The sequence below is a fragment of the Pseudomonas sp. JAI115 genome (assembly GCF_014200835.1).
GTDB classification, from domain to species: domain Bacteria; phylum Pseudomonadota; class Gammaproteobacteria; order Pseudomonadales; family Pseudomonadaceae; genus Aquipseudomonas; species Aquipseudomonas putida_A.
In genome coordinates this window covers 258276-272914 of the sequence record NZ_JACHCY010000006.1, presented here as the reverse complement: position 1 = coordinate 272914, position 14639 = coordinate 258276, and the positions used below count along the sequence as shown (strand labels likewise).

The following is a 14639-nucleotide window of genomic DNA, read 5'->3' as shown; positions in this document are numbered from 1 at the left end:
TCTTGAGCTCTGTATCGACCCCTGGTCGTAAATCTTCAGGCGCGTTTGTCCCAAAGTTGCCACGTTCAATAAAGAAAACAATAAGTAGTGCAAACGAACAATGACTACACCCCAAGAGCATAGTAGCCTCTGCTAGCGCTTGAACTCAGGAGTCTTTGCATGTCCGTCCGTCGTACCAAAATCGTCGCTACCCTTGGCCCGGCCAGTAACTCGCCGGAAGTTCTCGAACAGCTGATTCTGGCTGGTCTGGACGTCGCCCGTCTGAACTTCTCCCACGGCACCCCCGACGAGCACAAGGCTCGCGCGAAGCTGGTGCGTGACCTCGCCGCCAAGCACGGCCGTTTCGTCGCCCTGCTGGGTGACCTGCAAGGCCCGAAAATCCGTATCGCCAAATTCGCCAACAAGCGCATTGAGCTGAAGATCGGTGACAAGTTCACCTTTTCCACCAGCCATCCGCTGACCGAAGGCAACCAGCAAGTGGTCGGCATCGACTACCCGGACCTGGTGAAAGACTGCGGCGTGGGCGACGAGCTGCTGCTCGACGACGGCCGCGTAGTGATGCGCGTCGAAACCGCCACCGCTACCGAGCTGCACTGCGTCGTGACCATCGGCGGCCCGCTGTCCGACCACAAAGGCATCAACCGTCGCGGTGGCGGCCTGACCGCACCAGCCCTGACCGAAAAAGACAAGGCCGACATCAAGCTCGCCGCCGAAATGGAAGTCGACTACCTCGCGGTGTCCTTCCCGCGTGACGCGGCTGACATGAACTACGCCCGTCAACTGCGCGACGAAGCCGGCGGCACTGCCTGGCTGGTGGCGAAAATCGAACGCGCCGAAGCCGTGGCCGACGACGAAACCCTCGACGGTCTGATCAAGGCTTCCGACGCAGTGATGGTTGCCCGTGGCGACCTCGGTGTGGAAATCGGCGACGCCGAGCTGGTGGGCATTCAGAAGAAGATCATTCTGCACGCACGCCGCCACAACAAAGCGGTGATCGTTGCGACCCAGATGATGGAGTCGATGATCCAGAACCCGATGCCGACCCGCGCCGAAGTGTCCGACGTGGCCAACGCCGTGCTCGACTACACCGACGCCGTGATGCTCTCGGCCGAATCCGCTGCCGGCCTGTACCCGCTGGAAGCCGTTCAGGCGATGGCGCGCATCTGCGTCGGCGCTGAAAAGCATCCGACCAGCAAGACTTCCAGCCACCGTATCGGCAAGGAATTCGAGCGCTGCGACGAAAGCATCGCCCTGGCAACCATGTACACCGCCAACCACTTCCCGGGCGTGAAAGCGATCATCGCTCTGACCGAGAGTGGCTACACCCCGCTGATCATGTCGCGCATCCGCTCCTCGGTGCCGATCTACGCGTTCACCCCGCACCGCGAAGCCCAGGCTCGCGCAGCGATGTTCCGCGGCGTGTACACCGTGCCGTTCGACCCGGCCTCGCTGGCCCCGAACGAAGTCAGCCAGAAAGCGATCGACGAGCTGGTCAAGCGCGGCGTTGTGGAAAAAGGCGACTGGGTCATCCTGACCAAGGGCGACAGCTACCACACCACCGGTGGCACCAACGGCATGAAGATCCTGCACGTGGGTGACCCGCAGGTCTGAGTGATTCGCTGAAAAAACAAAGCCCCGGCATGTGAGTGCCGGGGCTTTTTGTATTCTGATCCTGAAGATGTGTTGGCTGATCCAATGCTATCGCGAGCAGGCTCACTCCTACATTTGAAGTGCGTTCCCCTGTAGTAGTGAGCCTGCTCGCGATGAGGGCAGTACAGCCACCCGAAGACTCAATGCCGTTTGATAAACCCGGTCAACGCCGTCAACGCCTCCGGCGAGCGCAGTCGCTGAGTGAACAACGCGCCCTCCTCCTCGATTACTTTACGGATCAGCTCGCGATCCGGCGCCTTCATCAATTGCTTGCTGATGCGCACTGCATCTACTGGCAGTTCATCGAAACGCAACGCCATCTCCCGCGCCTTGTTCAGCGCCGCTTCGCCACTGCCCAACGCCTCAGTGGCAATGCCCCACTGCGCCGCCTGCTCACCGCTGAATCCTTCGCCGAGCAGCAACAGCTCCGCCGCTTTCGCGTGTCCGAGCAAACGCGGCAGGATCAGGCTGGAACCGAACTCCGGGCACAGCCCGAGGTTGACGAACGGCATGCGCAACCGGGCATCGCGGCTGACGTAGACCAGATCGCAATGCAGCAACAACGTGGTACCGATGCCCACCGCAGCGCCGGCCACGGCGGCGATCACCGGTTTGCGGCATTCGAGCAGGTTGAGCATGAAGTGGAACACCGGGCTGTCGAGGTCGCTCGGCGGTTGCTGGATGAAGTCGGCGATGTCGTTGCCGGCGGTGAAACACTCGGCGCTGCCGGTGATCAGCACGGCGTTGATGTCAGGATCGTTGTCGGCCAGCCTCAAGGCCTCGGCGAGGCGGCTGTACATCGCACGGGTCAGGGCGTTTTTCTTGTCCGGGCGATTGAGGCGCAGGGTGAGCAAACCGCGTTCGCGTTCGAGCAGGATGGCTTCGGTCATCAGCGTTACTCAACATTTAAAAGGGCTGACAAAGTTCTTTTGTGGTGAGGCTGGATTGCTGTGGTGAGCCAGAACTTCTGTGGTCAGGCTGATCCCCTCACCACAGGAGTTCACCTTCACATCAGATTCAGCGCTCAACCGCGGGACAGAAACACATCGGCCAGCAGTTGATTGCGCGGCAGTCCGGCCAGGTACAGACGCTTGGCAAACGCATCGACGCTGGCAGTCGAGCCGCAGACTAAGGCCAGGGTTTGCCGGGAAACAAGGCGCAGTTGCGCCAAAGCGGCGGCTGACTCGGCCGCCGTCCACAGCTCGACGCTGAGGTTTTCGCGCTGCGCAGCAAGCGCCGCCAGGGGTTTGGCCAGATAGTGCTCGCGTTCGTCATGGGCCAGGTGAATGACGCGGATGGCGCCTTGGTGATCCTGACGCAAAGCTTCGCGCAGCACGCCGAACAACGGGCCCAGCCCGGTGCCGGCCGCCAGCAGCCACAGCGGTCGGGTGTGCCAGTCCGGGTCGTAATGCAACGCTCCGCCACGCAGTTCACCGAGGCGGATCGGGTCGCCGATCTGCAGGCGCCGCGCCGCATCGCTGAATTCGCCGGGCTGGCGACAGTCGAGGTGGAACTCGAGAAAGCGGTCTTCTTGCGGCAGGCTCGCCAGCGAATAGGGTCTGGCGATGTGGTTGATCCACAGCACCAGATGTTGCCCGGCGCTGTAGCGCAGCGGTCGCTGCGGGGTCAGGCGCAAACGCAGGACGTTATCGCTGAGCCAGTCCAGCGCCTCGACCACCGCCGGGCGCCCGTCGGTGACGGGGTCGAAGGTGTGTACCTGCAAATCTTCCGTGACCTGACACTGACAAGCCAGCCGCCAGCCTTGCTGGCGCTGTTCGGCGCTCAAGGCATCCGGGCGACTGTCGGCGGGCAAGCCCCTCACGCACTGCACCAGACAGGCATGGCAACTGCCGGCGCGGCAGCTGTAAGGCACCGCGACGCCGTTCTGATTCAGCGCGTCGAGCAAATTGCTGCCCGCCGCCACCGGCCATTGCCGATCACCGACGCGAAGTTCAGGCATCCACATTCTCCCATGCTGCTGCACAGCGATTGCGCCCGTCGCGCTTGGCCCGGTACAGCGCCTGATCGGCACGCTGCAAAGCGTCGTCCAGATCATCACCCAGTTCCAGCAGGGTCATGCCTGCCGACAGGCTCAGGCTGCGCACATTCAGGCCCACCAGTTCGACGTCGGTGAAAGCAATGCGCAGGCGTTCACAACAGGCGGTCAGGCGTTCGGCATCGCAGTCGGGCAGCAACACTACGAATTCCTCGCCACCGTAACGCGCCAGCACGTCGCCGTCACGCAGGCAGGCACCCGCCACGCCGGCGAACGCCTGCAACACCTGATCGCCGGCGGCATGGCCGTGCAGGTCGTTGATGCGCTTGAAGTGGTCGAGGTCGATCAGCGCCAGACCATGCACCACGCCCGGTTCCATCTCCGCCAGCTCCCGTGAGGCCAGACGCAGAAAATGCCGGCGATTGAACAGTCCGGTCAGTTCATCGGTGGCCACCAGATCTTCGAGTTGGCGCATCATCCCGCGCAGGGTGTCCTGATGCGCCTGCAAGGCAAACCGGCGCTGGCGCATGCGCTGACGTGAAACCTGGACGAAGCGTGCGTAAATCACCAGCCACGCCAGCACCATCGCCAGAATGCACACCTGCAACGCCGCCAGCGCCGGATCCGGCAGACGGAAGTGGTAGCCGTCCCAGAGGGTGATCGCACAGAAACTGAAGAACACCAGCAGCGCGCAACGAATGAACGCGCGCCGGGTTAAATGGAACAGGCCGAACAGCAGGATCAGCACGTAGAACACCAGAAACGCGCCGCGTGCTTCATCCAGATGGGCGATCAGCCAGGTCTGCCAGCCGAGCCCGAGCAGCACTTGCGCTTCAGTCAGACTGGGGTCGGCAAAGCGCTGGTTGCGCCCGGACCAGAACAGCGTAAACAACGTGGCCTGGCAGATGACCACCAGCGCGCTGCCGATGGCCACGCTGTTCAATGATTGCGGGTAATGCCCGGTGAAAAACGCCAGCCACAGCAGCAGCAAAGCCAATCCATAGGTGGCTGCGGCGAGGGCAAAGCGCTTGAGCAAAAGACGTTGAATGGCGTTATGGGTCAATCGTTGACTCACCGTGCGATAGGAGGCTGACCGAGTGTCCTACTCTACAGACCGGATGCCACTTTAGAGGGGCGGTCGATAAATGACCACCGATTTTCGGGCTCGAAAATTGACGTCAAAAGTGTGGCCTCAAAAGCCCCTCACCCTAGCCCTCTCCCCGAGGGAGAGGGAACTGACCGCATTGTTTATTTGAGATACGCCGACCTGATACATCATGCCGAACTCAGGTTTTGAATTCGCCACAAATCGGCTCCCTTCCCCCCTCGCCCCCTTGGGGGAGAGGGCTGGGGTGAGGGGGTGGGTATTGAAGTGCAAACCCGATGTTCGATATTCGCCCAACCATGCGACCAACGAATGACTGCCGACGCGTGTATGCCCCGAAGAGGCGCGGTATACTGCCGCGCCTTTTTAGCGTCGCGCCAGCAGCCCGGCGTGCCTTGAAAGGTGCTTGCGACCGACCGATGCACCCAAGCCGCAGGCACCTTATTGAATGTTCCCGTCTTTTAGAGGAGCGCGACTCATGACCGTGATCAAGCAAGACGACCTGATTCAGAGCGTTGCCGACGCCCTGCAGTTCATTTCCTATTACCACCCCGTGGATTTCATCCAGGCGATGCACGAAGCCTACCTGCGCGAAGAATCGCCAGCGGCCCGTGACTCGATCGCGCAGATCCTGATCAACTCGCGCATGTGCGCCACCGGCCACCGGCCGATCTGCCAGGACACCGGCATCGTCACCGTGTTCGTGCGTGTGGGCATGGACGTACGTTGGGATGGCGCGACCATGAGCCTGGACGACATGATCAACGAAGGCGTGCGCCGCGCCTACAACCTGCCGGAAAACGTCCTGCGTGCCTCGATCCTCGCCGACCCGGCGGGCGCTCGCAAAAACACCAAGGACAATACCCCGGCAGTCATCCACTACTCCATCTTCCCGGGCAACACCGTGGAAGTGGACGTGGCGGCCAAGGGCGGCGGTTCCGAGAACAAGTCGAAAATGGCCATGCTCAATCCGTCCGACTCGATCGTTGACTGGGTGCTCAAGACCGTTCCGACCATGGGCGCCGGCTGGTGCCCACCGGGCATGCTGGGCATCGGCATCGGCGGCACCGCCGAGAAAGCCGCGGTCATGGCCAAGGAAGTGTTGATGGAATCCATCGACATTCACGAACTGAAAGCCCGTGGCCCGCAGAACCGTATCGAAGAGATCCGTCTGGAGCTGTTCGAGAAGGTCAACCAGCTGGGCATCGGCGCCCAGGGTCTCGGTGGCCTGACCACCGTGCTCGACGTGAAGATCATGGACTACCCGACCCACGCCGCTTCGCTGCCGGTGTGCATGATCCCGAACTGCGCCGCCACCCGTCACGCGCACTTCGTGCTCGACGGTTCTGGCCCGGCCTCGCTGGAAGCGCCATCGCTGGATGCCTACCCGGAAATCGTCTGGGAAGCCGGCCCGTCGGCCCGTCGCGTCAACCTCGACACCCTGACCCCGGAAGAAGTGCAGAGCTGGAAGCCGGGCGAAACCGTCCTGCTCAACGGCAAGATGCTCACCGGTCGCGACGCGGCGCACAAGCGCATGGTCGAGATGCTGAACAAGGGTGAAACCCTGCCGGTGGATCTGAAAGGTCGCTTTATCTACTACGTCGGCCCGGTTGATCCGGTCGGTGACGAAGTGGTTGGCCCGGCTGGCCCGACCACCGCGACGCGGATGGACAAGTTCACCCGTCAGATCCTTGAGCAGACCGGCCTGCTGGGCATGATCGGCAAATCCGAGCGTGGCCCGACCGCGATCGAAGCGATCAAGGACAACAAGGCCGTGTACCTGATGGCCGTGGGCGGCGCCGCTTATCTGGTGGCCCAGGCCATCAAGAAGTCCAAGGTGCTGGCCTTCGCCGAGCTGGGCATGGAAGCGATCTACGAGTTCGAGGTCAAGGACATGCCGGTCACCGTCGCGGTGGACAGCAACGGTGAGTCGGTACACATCACCGGCCCGGCGATCTGGCAACAGAAGATCGCCGAAAGCCTGGCGGTAGAAGTGCAGTAAGCGTTTCGCAGCTGTAAAAAGGCCGGCCCGTCATACGACAGGCCGGCCTTTTTTATGCCTGGGAGAACGACACATACCTTGGGCTTGAGCGCACCTGTCAGATCTGACAGGTGCGCGCTGCCATGATTGTTGTTAGCGTCAATCCATCTGCGTCTTCGCCTGTGCAATGTATGTGACTCATGGCTGATCAAGACCTCAGTATCACCCCGCCCTCCATCGCCAAGAGTTCGACGATTGCCACTTTCAGCAAGCGTTTGGTTTGTTCGAGTGACAGCGTCGAAAGCCTGACACAGGCCACGCAAGCCATCATTGGCGAGCTGGCTTATACCCGCACCATGCTGCTTTCACACTCACACCGGTTCACGGCGGTCTGATCAGGTAACGCGTCAGACGAGAAGGACGGGCAGGCCCATGCTATCGTGCCCGCCCGTCCCTCTATCCATTAGCCCAGCATGCTGCCGACTTCCCGTACCCTGCGTTTGTCGTTGTACACCCTGCTGATCATTGCCGGTGCGGCCATCGCCGCGACCCTTGCCATCCGCCACGCCGAACGCCAGGCGATGGAGGAAGACGCCACCCGCGCCAGCCAGCAATTGGCGCTGTATGCCAACTCGTTGCACACCCTGATCGACCGCTATCGCGCCCTGCCCGCCGTGCTGGCGCTGGACCCGCAATTGCGCAGCGCGCTGGCCGGGCCGGTGGGCGCGGAACAACAGAATGTGCTGAATCTGAAGCTGGAGCAGATCAACGGCGCGGCGCAGTCCTCGACCCTCGAACTGCTCGATCACAGCGGCCTCGCGGTGGCCGCCAGCAACTGGCGCCTGCCGAGCAGTTACGTCGGCCACAACTACGGTTTTCGTCCGTACTTCAGCCAGACCCGCACTCAGGGCAGCGGGCGCTTTTATGCGGTGGGGGTGACCAGCGGCATCCCCGGCTATTTTCTGTCCAGCGCGGTGCTCGGCGACAACGCCGAGTTCCTTGGCGCGATGGTAGTCAAACTGGAGTTCCCCGAGCTTGAGCGCGAATGGAGCCAGGGCAGCGACACGCTGCTGGTCAGCGATGCACGCGGGATCATCTTCATCGCCAACCAGCCCGGCTGGCGCTATCGCTCGTTGCGGCCGCTGGACAGCCGCGACATGGACGAGATCAAGCGCACGCGCCAGTACGACAAACAATCGCTGATCCCGCTGACGCATTTGTCGCTGCGTCACTTCGACGACAACAGCGACCTGCGCCGGGTCGAAGGCCCGGACGGAACGGCGGACTACTTGTGGGAATCGCTGCCGCTGGCCACCGAAGGCTGGACTCTGCACCTGTTGCGGCGCCCGCAAGTGGCCTTCGAAGACTTGCGCAACGCCGGGCTGGCCGCCGCAGGAGTGTGGCTGGCGCTGGTGTTCCTGCTGTTGTTCCTCAATCAGCGCTGGCGCCTGTCGAAAGTCCGTCAGCGCAATCGCGAGGAACTCGAACAACTGGTCGAAGAACGCACCCGCGATCTGCGCACCGCGCAGGACGGTCTGGTGCAATCGGCCAAGCTCGCGGCGCTGGGGCAGATGTCCGCCGCACTGGCCCACGAGATCAATCAACCACTGACCGCGCAACGCATGCAGCTCGCAACGCTGCGCCTGCTGCTCGAACATGGCCGCGTCGATGACGCGTACAAAGCGCTCAAACCGGTGGACGATATGCTCACGCGCATGGCCTCGCTTACCGGCCACCTGAAAACCTTCGCCCGCAAAAGCCCCAGCGGCCTGCGCGAACGACTGGATCTGGCGACCGTGGTCGATCAATCGCTGCAACTGCTCGATGCGCGCCTGCGCGACGAACAGGTCAGCCTGGTGCTGCACCTGACACGTCCGGCGTGGGTGCGTGGCGATGCGATCCGCCTCGAACAGGTGCTGATCAACCTGCTGCGCAACGCCCTCGATGCGATGCAGGGCAAACCGTGCAAGCGTCTGGAAATCCGTCTGGAGACCGATGAACAGCTGTGGCGTCTGAGCGTGATCGATAATGGCGGCGGGATTGCCGAACAGCACTTGAACCAGGTGTTCGACCCGTTCTTTACCACCAAACCGGTGGGTGACGGTCTGGGTCTGGGGCTGGCAGTATCCTTTGCCATCGTGCATGAATCCGGCGGGCGTCTGAGCGTTGAAAATGGCGAGGCCGGCGCGGTATTCAGCCTGACCCTGCCGATCGATCTGGAGGCACATATCTGATGCTCAACTCAGTGATGGTGGTCGATGACGAAAGCAGCATTCGCAGCGCCGTCGAGCAATGGCTGAGCCTGTCGGGGTTCGAGGTGCAGCTGTTCAGCCGCGCCGAAGATTGTCTGGCGGCACTGCCGGCGCACTTTCCCGGGGTGATTCTCAGCGATGTGCGCATGCCCGGGCTCAGTGGTCTGCAGTTGCTGGCCGAAGTGCAGAAACGTGACGCCGATCTGCCGGTGATTCTGCTGACCGGGCACGGCGATGTGCCGATGGCGGTCGAAGCGATGCGTGACGGCGCCTACGACTTTCTGGAAAAACCGTTCAGCCCGGACACCCTGCTCGGCAGCCTGCGCCGGGCGCTCGACAAGCGTCGGCTGGTTCTGGAAAACCGTGCCCTGCATGAGCAGGCCGATCACCGCGCCAGACTCGATGCCACGCTGCTCGGCGTGTCCCGTGGCATGCAGACCTTGCGTCGCCAGGTGCTGGATCTGGCGGCGCTGCCGGTCAACGTGTTGATCCGTGGCGAAACCGGCAGCGGCAAGGAACTGATCGCCCGTTGCCTGCATGATTTCGGCCCGCGCGCCGCCAAGCCCTTCGTGGCGCTGAACTGCGCGGCGATCCCCGAGCAGTTGTTCGAAGCCGAGTTGTTCGGTCATGAAAGTGGCGCCTTCACCGGCGCTTCTGGCAAGCGCATCGGCAAGCTGGAATATGCCGACGGCGGCACGCTGTTTCTCGATGAGATCGAAAGCATGCCGCTGGCCCAGCAAGTGAAACTGCTGCGGGTCTTGCAGGAACAGAAGCTGGAGCGGCTGGGGTCGAACCAGAGCATTCGCGTCGATCTGCGAATCGTCGCCGCGACCAAGCCTGATCTGCTGGATGAGGCCAGGGCCGGCCGTTTTCGCGAAGACCTGGCGTACCGCCTGAACGTCGCCGAGCTGCGCCTGCCACCGCTGCGCGATCGCCGCGAAGACATTCCGCTGCTGTTCGAATCCTTCGCCTTCAGCGCTGCCCAGCGTCTGGGCCGCACCTTCCCGCCGTTGAGCGGCGCGCAATTGAGCCACCTGCTCAGCCACGACTGGCCGGGCAACGTGCGTGAACTGGCGAATGTCGCCGAGCGCCAGGTGCTGGGCCTGGATGAGCCGGTGCAGGGCATCGATCCGGGCCAGTCTCTCGCCGCGCAGCAGGAAGCCTTTGAAGCGCAATGCCTGCGCGCGGCGCTGACCCGGCACAAGGGCGATGTGAAAGCGGTGCTGGAAGAGTTGCAACTGCCGCGCCGGACCTTCAATGAAAAGCTGCAGCGGCATGGGTTGAGCCGGGAGATGTTTGTTCCGGGCAGCTGATTTATTGATTGCCGCTAGTGGCCACTTCGCGAGCAGGCTCGCTCCCACATGGGATTTGTGCTCGCCGCGTCTTCCTCTGTGGGAGCGAGCCTGCTCGCGAAGGGGCCCGTTGAGCCGCAGCAAATATCCACTCTAATGAGCGATTTTCCGCTCAATCAAATCAGGCAATAAGCGGATTTCCGCTCATAAAATCCTGCCGTCCCCTCTAAACCGGCCCTCCCCCGTTGGCACAGCTCCTGCTATAGCCCCAGCAGGCTGCGTTCCAACGCGCTCCACAAAAACAATTAAACGAAGGATCCTTCAATGGATAACTCCAACGCCCTGCCCCTTGGGTCGGCTGCCGCGCCCGCCAAAGAAAAAACCACCGCCAGCCGGATCAAATCGATCTTCAGCGGCTCGGTCGGCAACATGGTCGAGTGGTACGACTGGTACGTCTACGCCGCTTTCTCGCTGTACTTCGCCAAGACCTTCTTCCCCGCCGGCTCCACCACCGCGCAACTGATGAACACCGCCGCGATCTTCGCCGTGGGCTTCCTGATGCGCCCGATCGGTGGCTGGCTGATGGGTCTCTACGCCGACAAGGTCGGTCGCAAGAAAGCCTTGATGGCCTCGGTCTACCTGATGTGCTTCGGCTCCTTGCTGATCGCCCTCAGCCCCAACTATGAAACCATCGGCATCGGCGCGCCGATCCTGCTGGTCTTCGCCCGCTTGCTGCAAGGCCTGTCGGTCGGCGGCGAATACGGCACCTCGGCCACCTACCTGTCGGAGATGGCGACCAGGGAGCGTCGCGGCTTCTTCTCCAGCTTCCAGTACGTGACCCTGATCTCCGGCCAGCTGATCGCGCTGGGCGTGCTGATCGTGCTGCAGAACATGCTGACCACCGAACAGCTGTACGCGTGGGGCTGGCGTATTCCGTTCGCCATCGGCGCACTGTGCGCGATCGTTGCCTTGTACCTGCGTCGCGGCATGGAAGAAACCGAATCGTTCACCAAGAAAGAGAAGTCCAAGGAAAGCGCGATGCGCACCTTGATGCGCCACCCGAAAGAACTGCTGACCGTGGTCGGCCTGACCATGGGCGGTACGCTGGCGTTCTACACCTACACCACCTACATGCAGAAATACCTGGTGAACACCGTCGGCATGAGCATCTCCGACTCGACCACCATTTCTGCCGCCACGCTGTTCCTGTTCATGTGCCTGCAACCGATCATCGGTGGTCTGTCCGATAAAATCGGTCGTCGTCCGATCCTGATCGCTTTCGGCGTACTCGGTACGATCTTCACCGTGCCGATCCTGATGACCCTGCACACCATCCAGACCTGGTGGGGCGCATTCTTCCTGATCATGGCGGCACTGATCATCGTCAGCGGCTACACCTCGATCAACGCTGTGGTGAAGGCCGAACTGTTCCCGACCGAAATCCGCGCGCTGGGCGTCGGCCTGCCGTACGCACTGACCGTGTCGATCTTCGGCGGCACCGCCGAATACATCGCACTGTGGTTCAAGAGCATCGGCATGGAAACCGGTTACTACTGGTACGTGACTGCGTGCATCGCGGTGTCGCTGCTGGTGTACATCACCATGAAAGACACGCAGAAACACTCGCGGATCGTGACTGACTGATCGGGTTTTCACAGCCACTGCAACGGTGGCTGTGATGGCCCCTTCGCGAGCAGGCTCGCTCCCACATTGGATCTGTGATCGACACAAATCCCTTGTGGGAGCGAGCCTGCTCGCGAATGAGGCGACTCGATTATCAAGTCAACTCGGCCACCGGCGGCTTGCCATAACGCTTCTGCGCATACGACGCGCCGACAATCATCACCAGCAGAATCCCCGCCAACACTGCCGACGAGCCGATGGTGCCGAAGTCCAGGCCGCCCTTTTCATGGGACTTGGTCAGCAGGTCGCCCAGGGTCGCACCGAACGGCCGGGTCAGCACGAACGCCACCCAGAACAACAGCACCGACGAAATCTTCGTGAAGTATTTGAGCGCCACGACCACGGCAATGGTCGAGCCGATCAGCAGCGCGCCACCGGCAAAACCCAGGCCCGAATCATCGGCCAGGTAATCGCCGAGCGCAGTGCCCAGGGTGTTGGAAAACAGAATCGCCATCCAGTAGAACATCTCGCCGCGGAAAGTCTGCACCTTGCTGACGTTCAACGAGTCGCCGCTCAGGCGCCAGGCCGCGAAGATCGCCAGCAGAATCGCAATCAGGATCATCGATCCGGTGGCGTAGCCCAGTTCAAGGGTGCGGTCCATGAAGTCGGACATGGTGGTGCCGGCGGTGCTGGTCGACAGAATCACGATCCAGTACAGCAGCGGCTTGTAGGTCTTGGCCATCAGTTGGCTGATCAAGGTCAGCACGAACACGCTGATCAGGATCAGCGAGCTGAGGGCGTACCCGACGTTGAGCGTCATCGACAGCAAGTCCCCCGCGGTTTCCCCCAGGGTCGTCGCGCAGATTTTCATGACCCAGAACGCCAGGGTGATTTGAGGCAGTTTGTTCATCGCAAGCAAAGCTCCAGTGTGGGACGGCCGGTTCTTGGTTTTCTGGCCGTGGGCAGACTGGCGTCGCACCGGTGAAAAACCGGTCGGCAACAGATGAAAAATCCGTCATATCGCGAAAAACAGCGATTAATCCCCCATTAATGCTGCCCCGGCATCCTGCCACTTACCTGATCGATGACCCGCGTGGCGTTCGCTCCCGACAGTGGAAGCCCATTCAATGCGCCGCCCTTAATATCAAGTTAATCGATTGTTTTTAGCATTTATTTGCGCTTTTTTATCAATTTAGTTGGCGTAGCATTAAACCCATGCAAGACACACCCGCCAACGAATCTGGAGTCACTCACATGAAAACCAAACTGATCCTCGCTTTCGCCTTGTCCGTAATGGCCGCCAACACCTTTGCTGCCGACGGTTTTGATCGCACTGGCTCGGCCGTCGCTGCCGATGGTTATGACCGCACTGGCTCGGCCGTCGCTGCCGATGGTTACGAACGCACTGGCTCGGCCGTCGCTGCCGATGGTTACGACCGCACTGGCTCGGCAACCGTCGCCGAGGATGGCTACGACCGCACCGGTTCGGCGACCTTTGCTGAAGACGGCTACGACCGCACCGGTTCGGCTGCCTTCGCCGCTGACGGCTACGACCGCACCCAATCCGCTTCGATCAGCTGATTGCAGTTGTAAAGCGCACAGCCCGGCTTCGGCCGGGCTTAGTCATTTCTGGGGCACGGCAAACATCCCCTGTGGGAGCGGGCTTGCTCGCGAAAGCGCCGGGTCAGTCAACCACTGTGGCAACTGAAAGATTGCATTCGCGAGCAACCCGCTGCCACAAAGGGGATTGCATCAACTGGAATATCTTTGTGTGACTGGAAAATGCTGTTTCAGACTTGCACTATTGCCTCCTACAAACGCCCTCCAGGAACCTCCAGCCATGTCCGATGACATCCACTTCTACGAACCCGCCAACGGCCACGGCCTGCCCCACGATCCGTTCAACGCCATCGTCGGCCCGCGTCCCATCGGCTGGATTTCTTCGCAGGATGCCGACGGCCAGCTGAATCTAGCGCCTTATAGCTTCTTCAACGCGTTCAACTACATTCCGCCGATCATTGGTTTTTCCAGCATCGGGCGCAAAGACAGCCTGAACAACATCGAGCAGACCGGCGAGTTCGCCTGGAACCTCGCCACTCGCCCGTTGGCCGAGCAGATGAACCAGAGCTGCGCGATGGTCGCGCCTGAGGTCAACGAGTTTGAACTGGCGGGGCTGACGCCCGTGGCGTCGAAGGTGATTGCGGTGCCACGGGTAGCCGAAAGCCCGGTGTCCTTCGAGTGCAAGGTCACGCAGATCATTCAGTTGCAGCGCGCCGATGGCGAAACCGTACCGAGCTGGCTGATTCTCGGCGAAGTGGTCGCCGTGCATATCGCCAAATGGCTGTTGAAGGACGGGATCTACGACACCGCCGCGGCAGAACCGATTCTGCGCGGCGGCGGGCCGGCGGATTATTTCCAGTTGGGGCCTGAAGCCCTGTTCAAGATGTGGCGCCCGGGGGCGGGCAAGTAAGCGCAGTTACCAGATCAGCTCGGCGTCATCAGTGACGCCCTTGAGGCGGTCCAGCTCATTGATGGCAGCCTCATCGGCAGCGATGGCGCCGGGGAAAACCTGATCACCCAGCAGTTTATGGAAACGTGGCGCACCGCCATCGACCAGGGCCTTGACCGCGATTGCCGCGTGGTAACCCTTGTTGCCGCCCAACTCGACGGGGACGACTGCGGAGACTGCTTCGAAGTGTTCAAACTCTTTACGTGCCATGGCACACATCCTGGCTCAGAT

Annotated in this window: 13 protein-coding genes; 8 read left to right on the top strand and 5 right to left on the bottom strand. The window is 61.6% G+C overall.

Features of this window, described 5'->3' with window-relative positions:
- Positions 1-159 precede the first annotated feature (159 nt).
- A complete protein-coding gene (gene pyk / locus HDC30_RS16680; RefSeq protein ID WP_003227610.1) occupies positions 160-1611 on the top strand; it encodes a pyruvate kinase in 1452 nt (483 codons plus the stop codon).
- Positions 1612-1790: 179 nt separating this feature from the next.
- On the opposite strand, the gene HDC30_RS16675 is transcribed toward pyk, so the two are convergent.
- From HDC30_RS16675 to HDC30_RS16665, 3 genes are all read right to left on the bottom strand, one after another.
- On the bottom strand, positions 1791-2540 hold the full coding sequence (locus tag HDC30_RS16675) for an enoyl-CoA hydratase-related protein (protein WP_183784065.1): 750 nt from the start codon (positions 2538-2540) through the stop codon (positions 1791-1793).
- 134 nt (positions 2541-2674) lie between these two features.
- A complete protein-coding gene (locus HDC30_RS16670; RefSeq protein WP_183784063.1) occupies positions 2675-3610 on the bottom strand; it encodes an iron-sulfur-binding ferredoxin reductase in 936 nt (311 codons plus the stop codon).
- Entirely contained in the window at positions 3603-4709 is a 1107-nt protein-coding gene (locus tag HDC30_RS16665) for a GGDEF domain-containing protein (RefSeq protein WP_027612505.1), read from the bottom strand. Before HDC30_RS16665 ends, HDC30_RS16670 begins: the two co-directional genes overlap by 8 nt.
- Before the next feature lie 520 nt (positions 4710-5229).
- On the opposite strand from HDC30_RS16665, the gene HDC30_RS16660 reads away from it, so the two are divergent.
- The 5 genes from HDC30_RS16660 (at position 5230) to HDC30_RS16640 (ending at position 11920) form a co-directional block, all read left to right on the top strand.
- Complete coding sequence (locus HDC30_RS16660) at positions 5230-6753, top strand: fumarate hydratase (protein WP_183784060.1); 1524 nt, start codon at positions 5230-5232, stop codon at positions 6751-6753.
- Positions 6754-6932: 179 nt separating this feature from the next.
- Positions 6933-7127, top strand: coding sequence for a hypothetical protein (locus HDC30_RS16655; RefSeq protein WP_027612503.1), 195 nt, complete (start codon positions 6933-6935; stop codon positions 7125-7127).
- A gap of 78 nt (positions 7128-7205) precedes the next feature.
- A complete protein-coding gene (locus tag HDC30_RS16650) occupies positions 7206-8966 on the top strand; it encodes an ATP-binding protein (protein ID WP_183784058.1) in 1761 nt (586 codons plus the stop codon).
- Positions 8966-10297, top strand: coding sequence for a sigma-54 dependent transcriptional regulator (locus tag HDC30_RS16645; protein WP_183784056.1), 1332 nt, complete (start codon positions 8966-8968; stop codon positions 10295-10297). Before HDC30_RS16650 ends, HDC30_RS16645 begins: the two co-directional genes overlap by 1 nt.
- A gap of 303 nt (positions 10298-10600) precedes the next feature.
- Complete coding sequence (locus HDC30_RS16640; protein ID WP_183784054.1) at positions 10601-11920, top strand: MFS transporter; 1320 nt, start codon at positions 10601-10603, stop codon at positions 11918-11920.
- A gap of 133 nt (positions 11921-12053) precedes the next feature.
- Here the strand turns inward: HDC30_RS16640 and HDC30_RS16635 are convergent, their stop codons facing one another.
- A complete protein-coding gene (locus HDC30_RS16635; protein ID WP_183784052.1) occupies positions 12054-12809 on the bottom strand; it encodes a hypothetical protein in 756 nt (251 codons plus the stop codon).
- A gap of 344 nt (positions 12810-13153) precedes the next feature.
- Between HDC30_RS16635 and HDC30_RS16630 the strand changes: the two genes are divergently transcribed.
- Positions 13154-13480, top strand: coding sequence for a hypothetical protein (locus HDC30_RS16630; protein ID WP_183784050.1), 327 nt, complete (start codon positions 13154-13156; stop codon positions 13478-13480).
- A 259-nt stretch (positions 13481-13739) separates the two neighbouring features.
- Positions 13740-14369, top strand: coding sequence for a flavin reductase family protein (locus HDC30_RS16625; protein WP_183784048.1), 630 nt, complete (start codon positions 13740-13742; stop codon positions 14367-14369).
- 6 nt (positions 14370-14375) lie between these two features.
- Here HDC30_RS16625 and HDC30_RS16620 read toward each other — a convergent pair whose 3' ends face one another.
- Positions 14376-14618 (bottom strand): hypothetical protein, encoded by a 243-nt coding sequence (locus HDC30_RS16620; protein ID WP_007965872.1) that lies wholly within the window; start codon positions 14616-14618, stop codon positions 14376-14378.
- Positions 14619-14639 lie beyond the last annotated feature (21 nt).

What these genes read in the sequence shown, in the direction of transcription:
- pyk (WP_003227610.1), top strand. Translation starts at nt 160, where the DNA reads ATGTCCGTCCGTCGTACCAAAATCGTCGCTACCCTTGGCCCGGCCAGT.
- HDC30_RS16675 (WP_183784065.1), bottom strand. Translation starts at nt 2,540, where the DNA reads ATGACCGAAGCCATCCTGCTCGAACGCGAACGCGGTTTGCTCACCCTG.
- HDC30_RS16670 (WP_183784063.1), bottom strand. Translation starts at nt 3,610, where the DNA reads ATGCCTGAACTTCGCGTCGGTGATCGGCAATGGCCGGTGGCGGCGGGC.
- HDC30_RS16660 (WP_183784060.1), top strand. Translation starts at nt 5,230, where the DNA reads ATGACCGTGATCAAGCAAGACGACCTGATTCAGAGCGTTGCCGACGCC.
- HDC30_RS16655 (WP_027612503.1), top strand. Translation starts at nt 6,933, where the DNA reads ATGGCTGATCAAGACCTCAGTATCACCCCGCCCTCCATCGCCAAGAGT.
- HDC30_RS16650 (WP_183784058.1), top strand. Translation starts at nt 7,206, where the DNA reads ATGCTGCCGACTTCCCGTACCCTGCGTTTGTCGTTGTACACCCTGCTG.
- HDC30_RS16645 (WP_183784056.1), top strand. Translation starts at nt 8,966, where the DNA reads ATGCTCAACTCAGTGATGGTGGTCGATGACGAAAGCAGCATTCGCAGC.
- HDC30_RS16640 (WP_183784054.1), top strand. Translation starts at nt 10,601, where the DNA reads ATGGATAACTCCAACGCCCTGCCCCTTGGGTCGGCTGCCGCGCCCGCC.
- HDC30_RS16635 (WP_183784052.1), bottom strand. Translation starts at nt 12,809, where the DNA reads ATGAACAAACTGCCTCAAATCACCCTGGCGTTCTGGGTCATGAAAATC.
- HDC30_RS16630 (WP_183784050.1), top strand. Translation starts at nt 13,154, where the DNA reads ATGAAAACCAAACTGATCCTCGCTTTCGCCTTGTCCGTAATGGCCGCC.
- HDC30_RS16625 (WP_183784048.1), top strand. Translation starts at nt 13,740, where the DNA reads ATGTCCGATGACATCCACTTCTACGAACCCGCCAACGGCCACGGCCTG.
- HDC30_RS16620 (WP_007965872.1), bottom strand. Translation starts at nt 14,618, where the DNA reads ATGGCACGTAAAGAGTTTGAACACTTCGAAGCAGTCTCCGCAGTCGTC.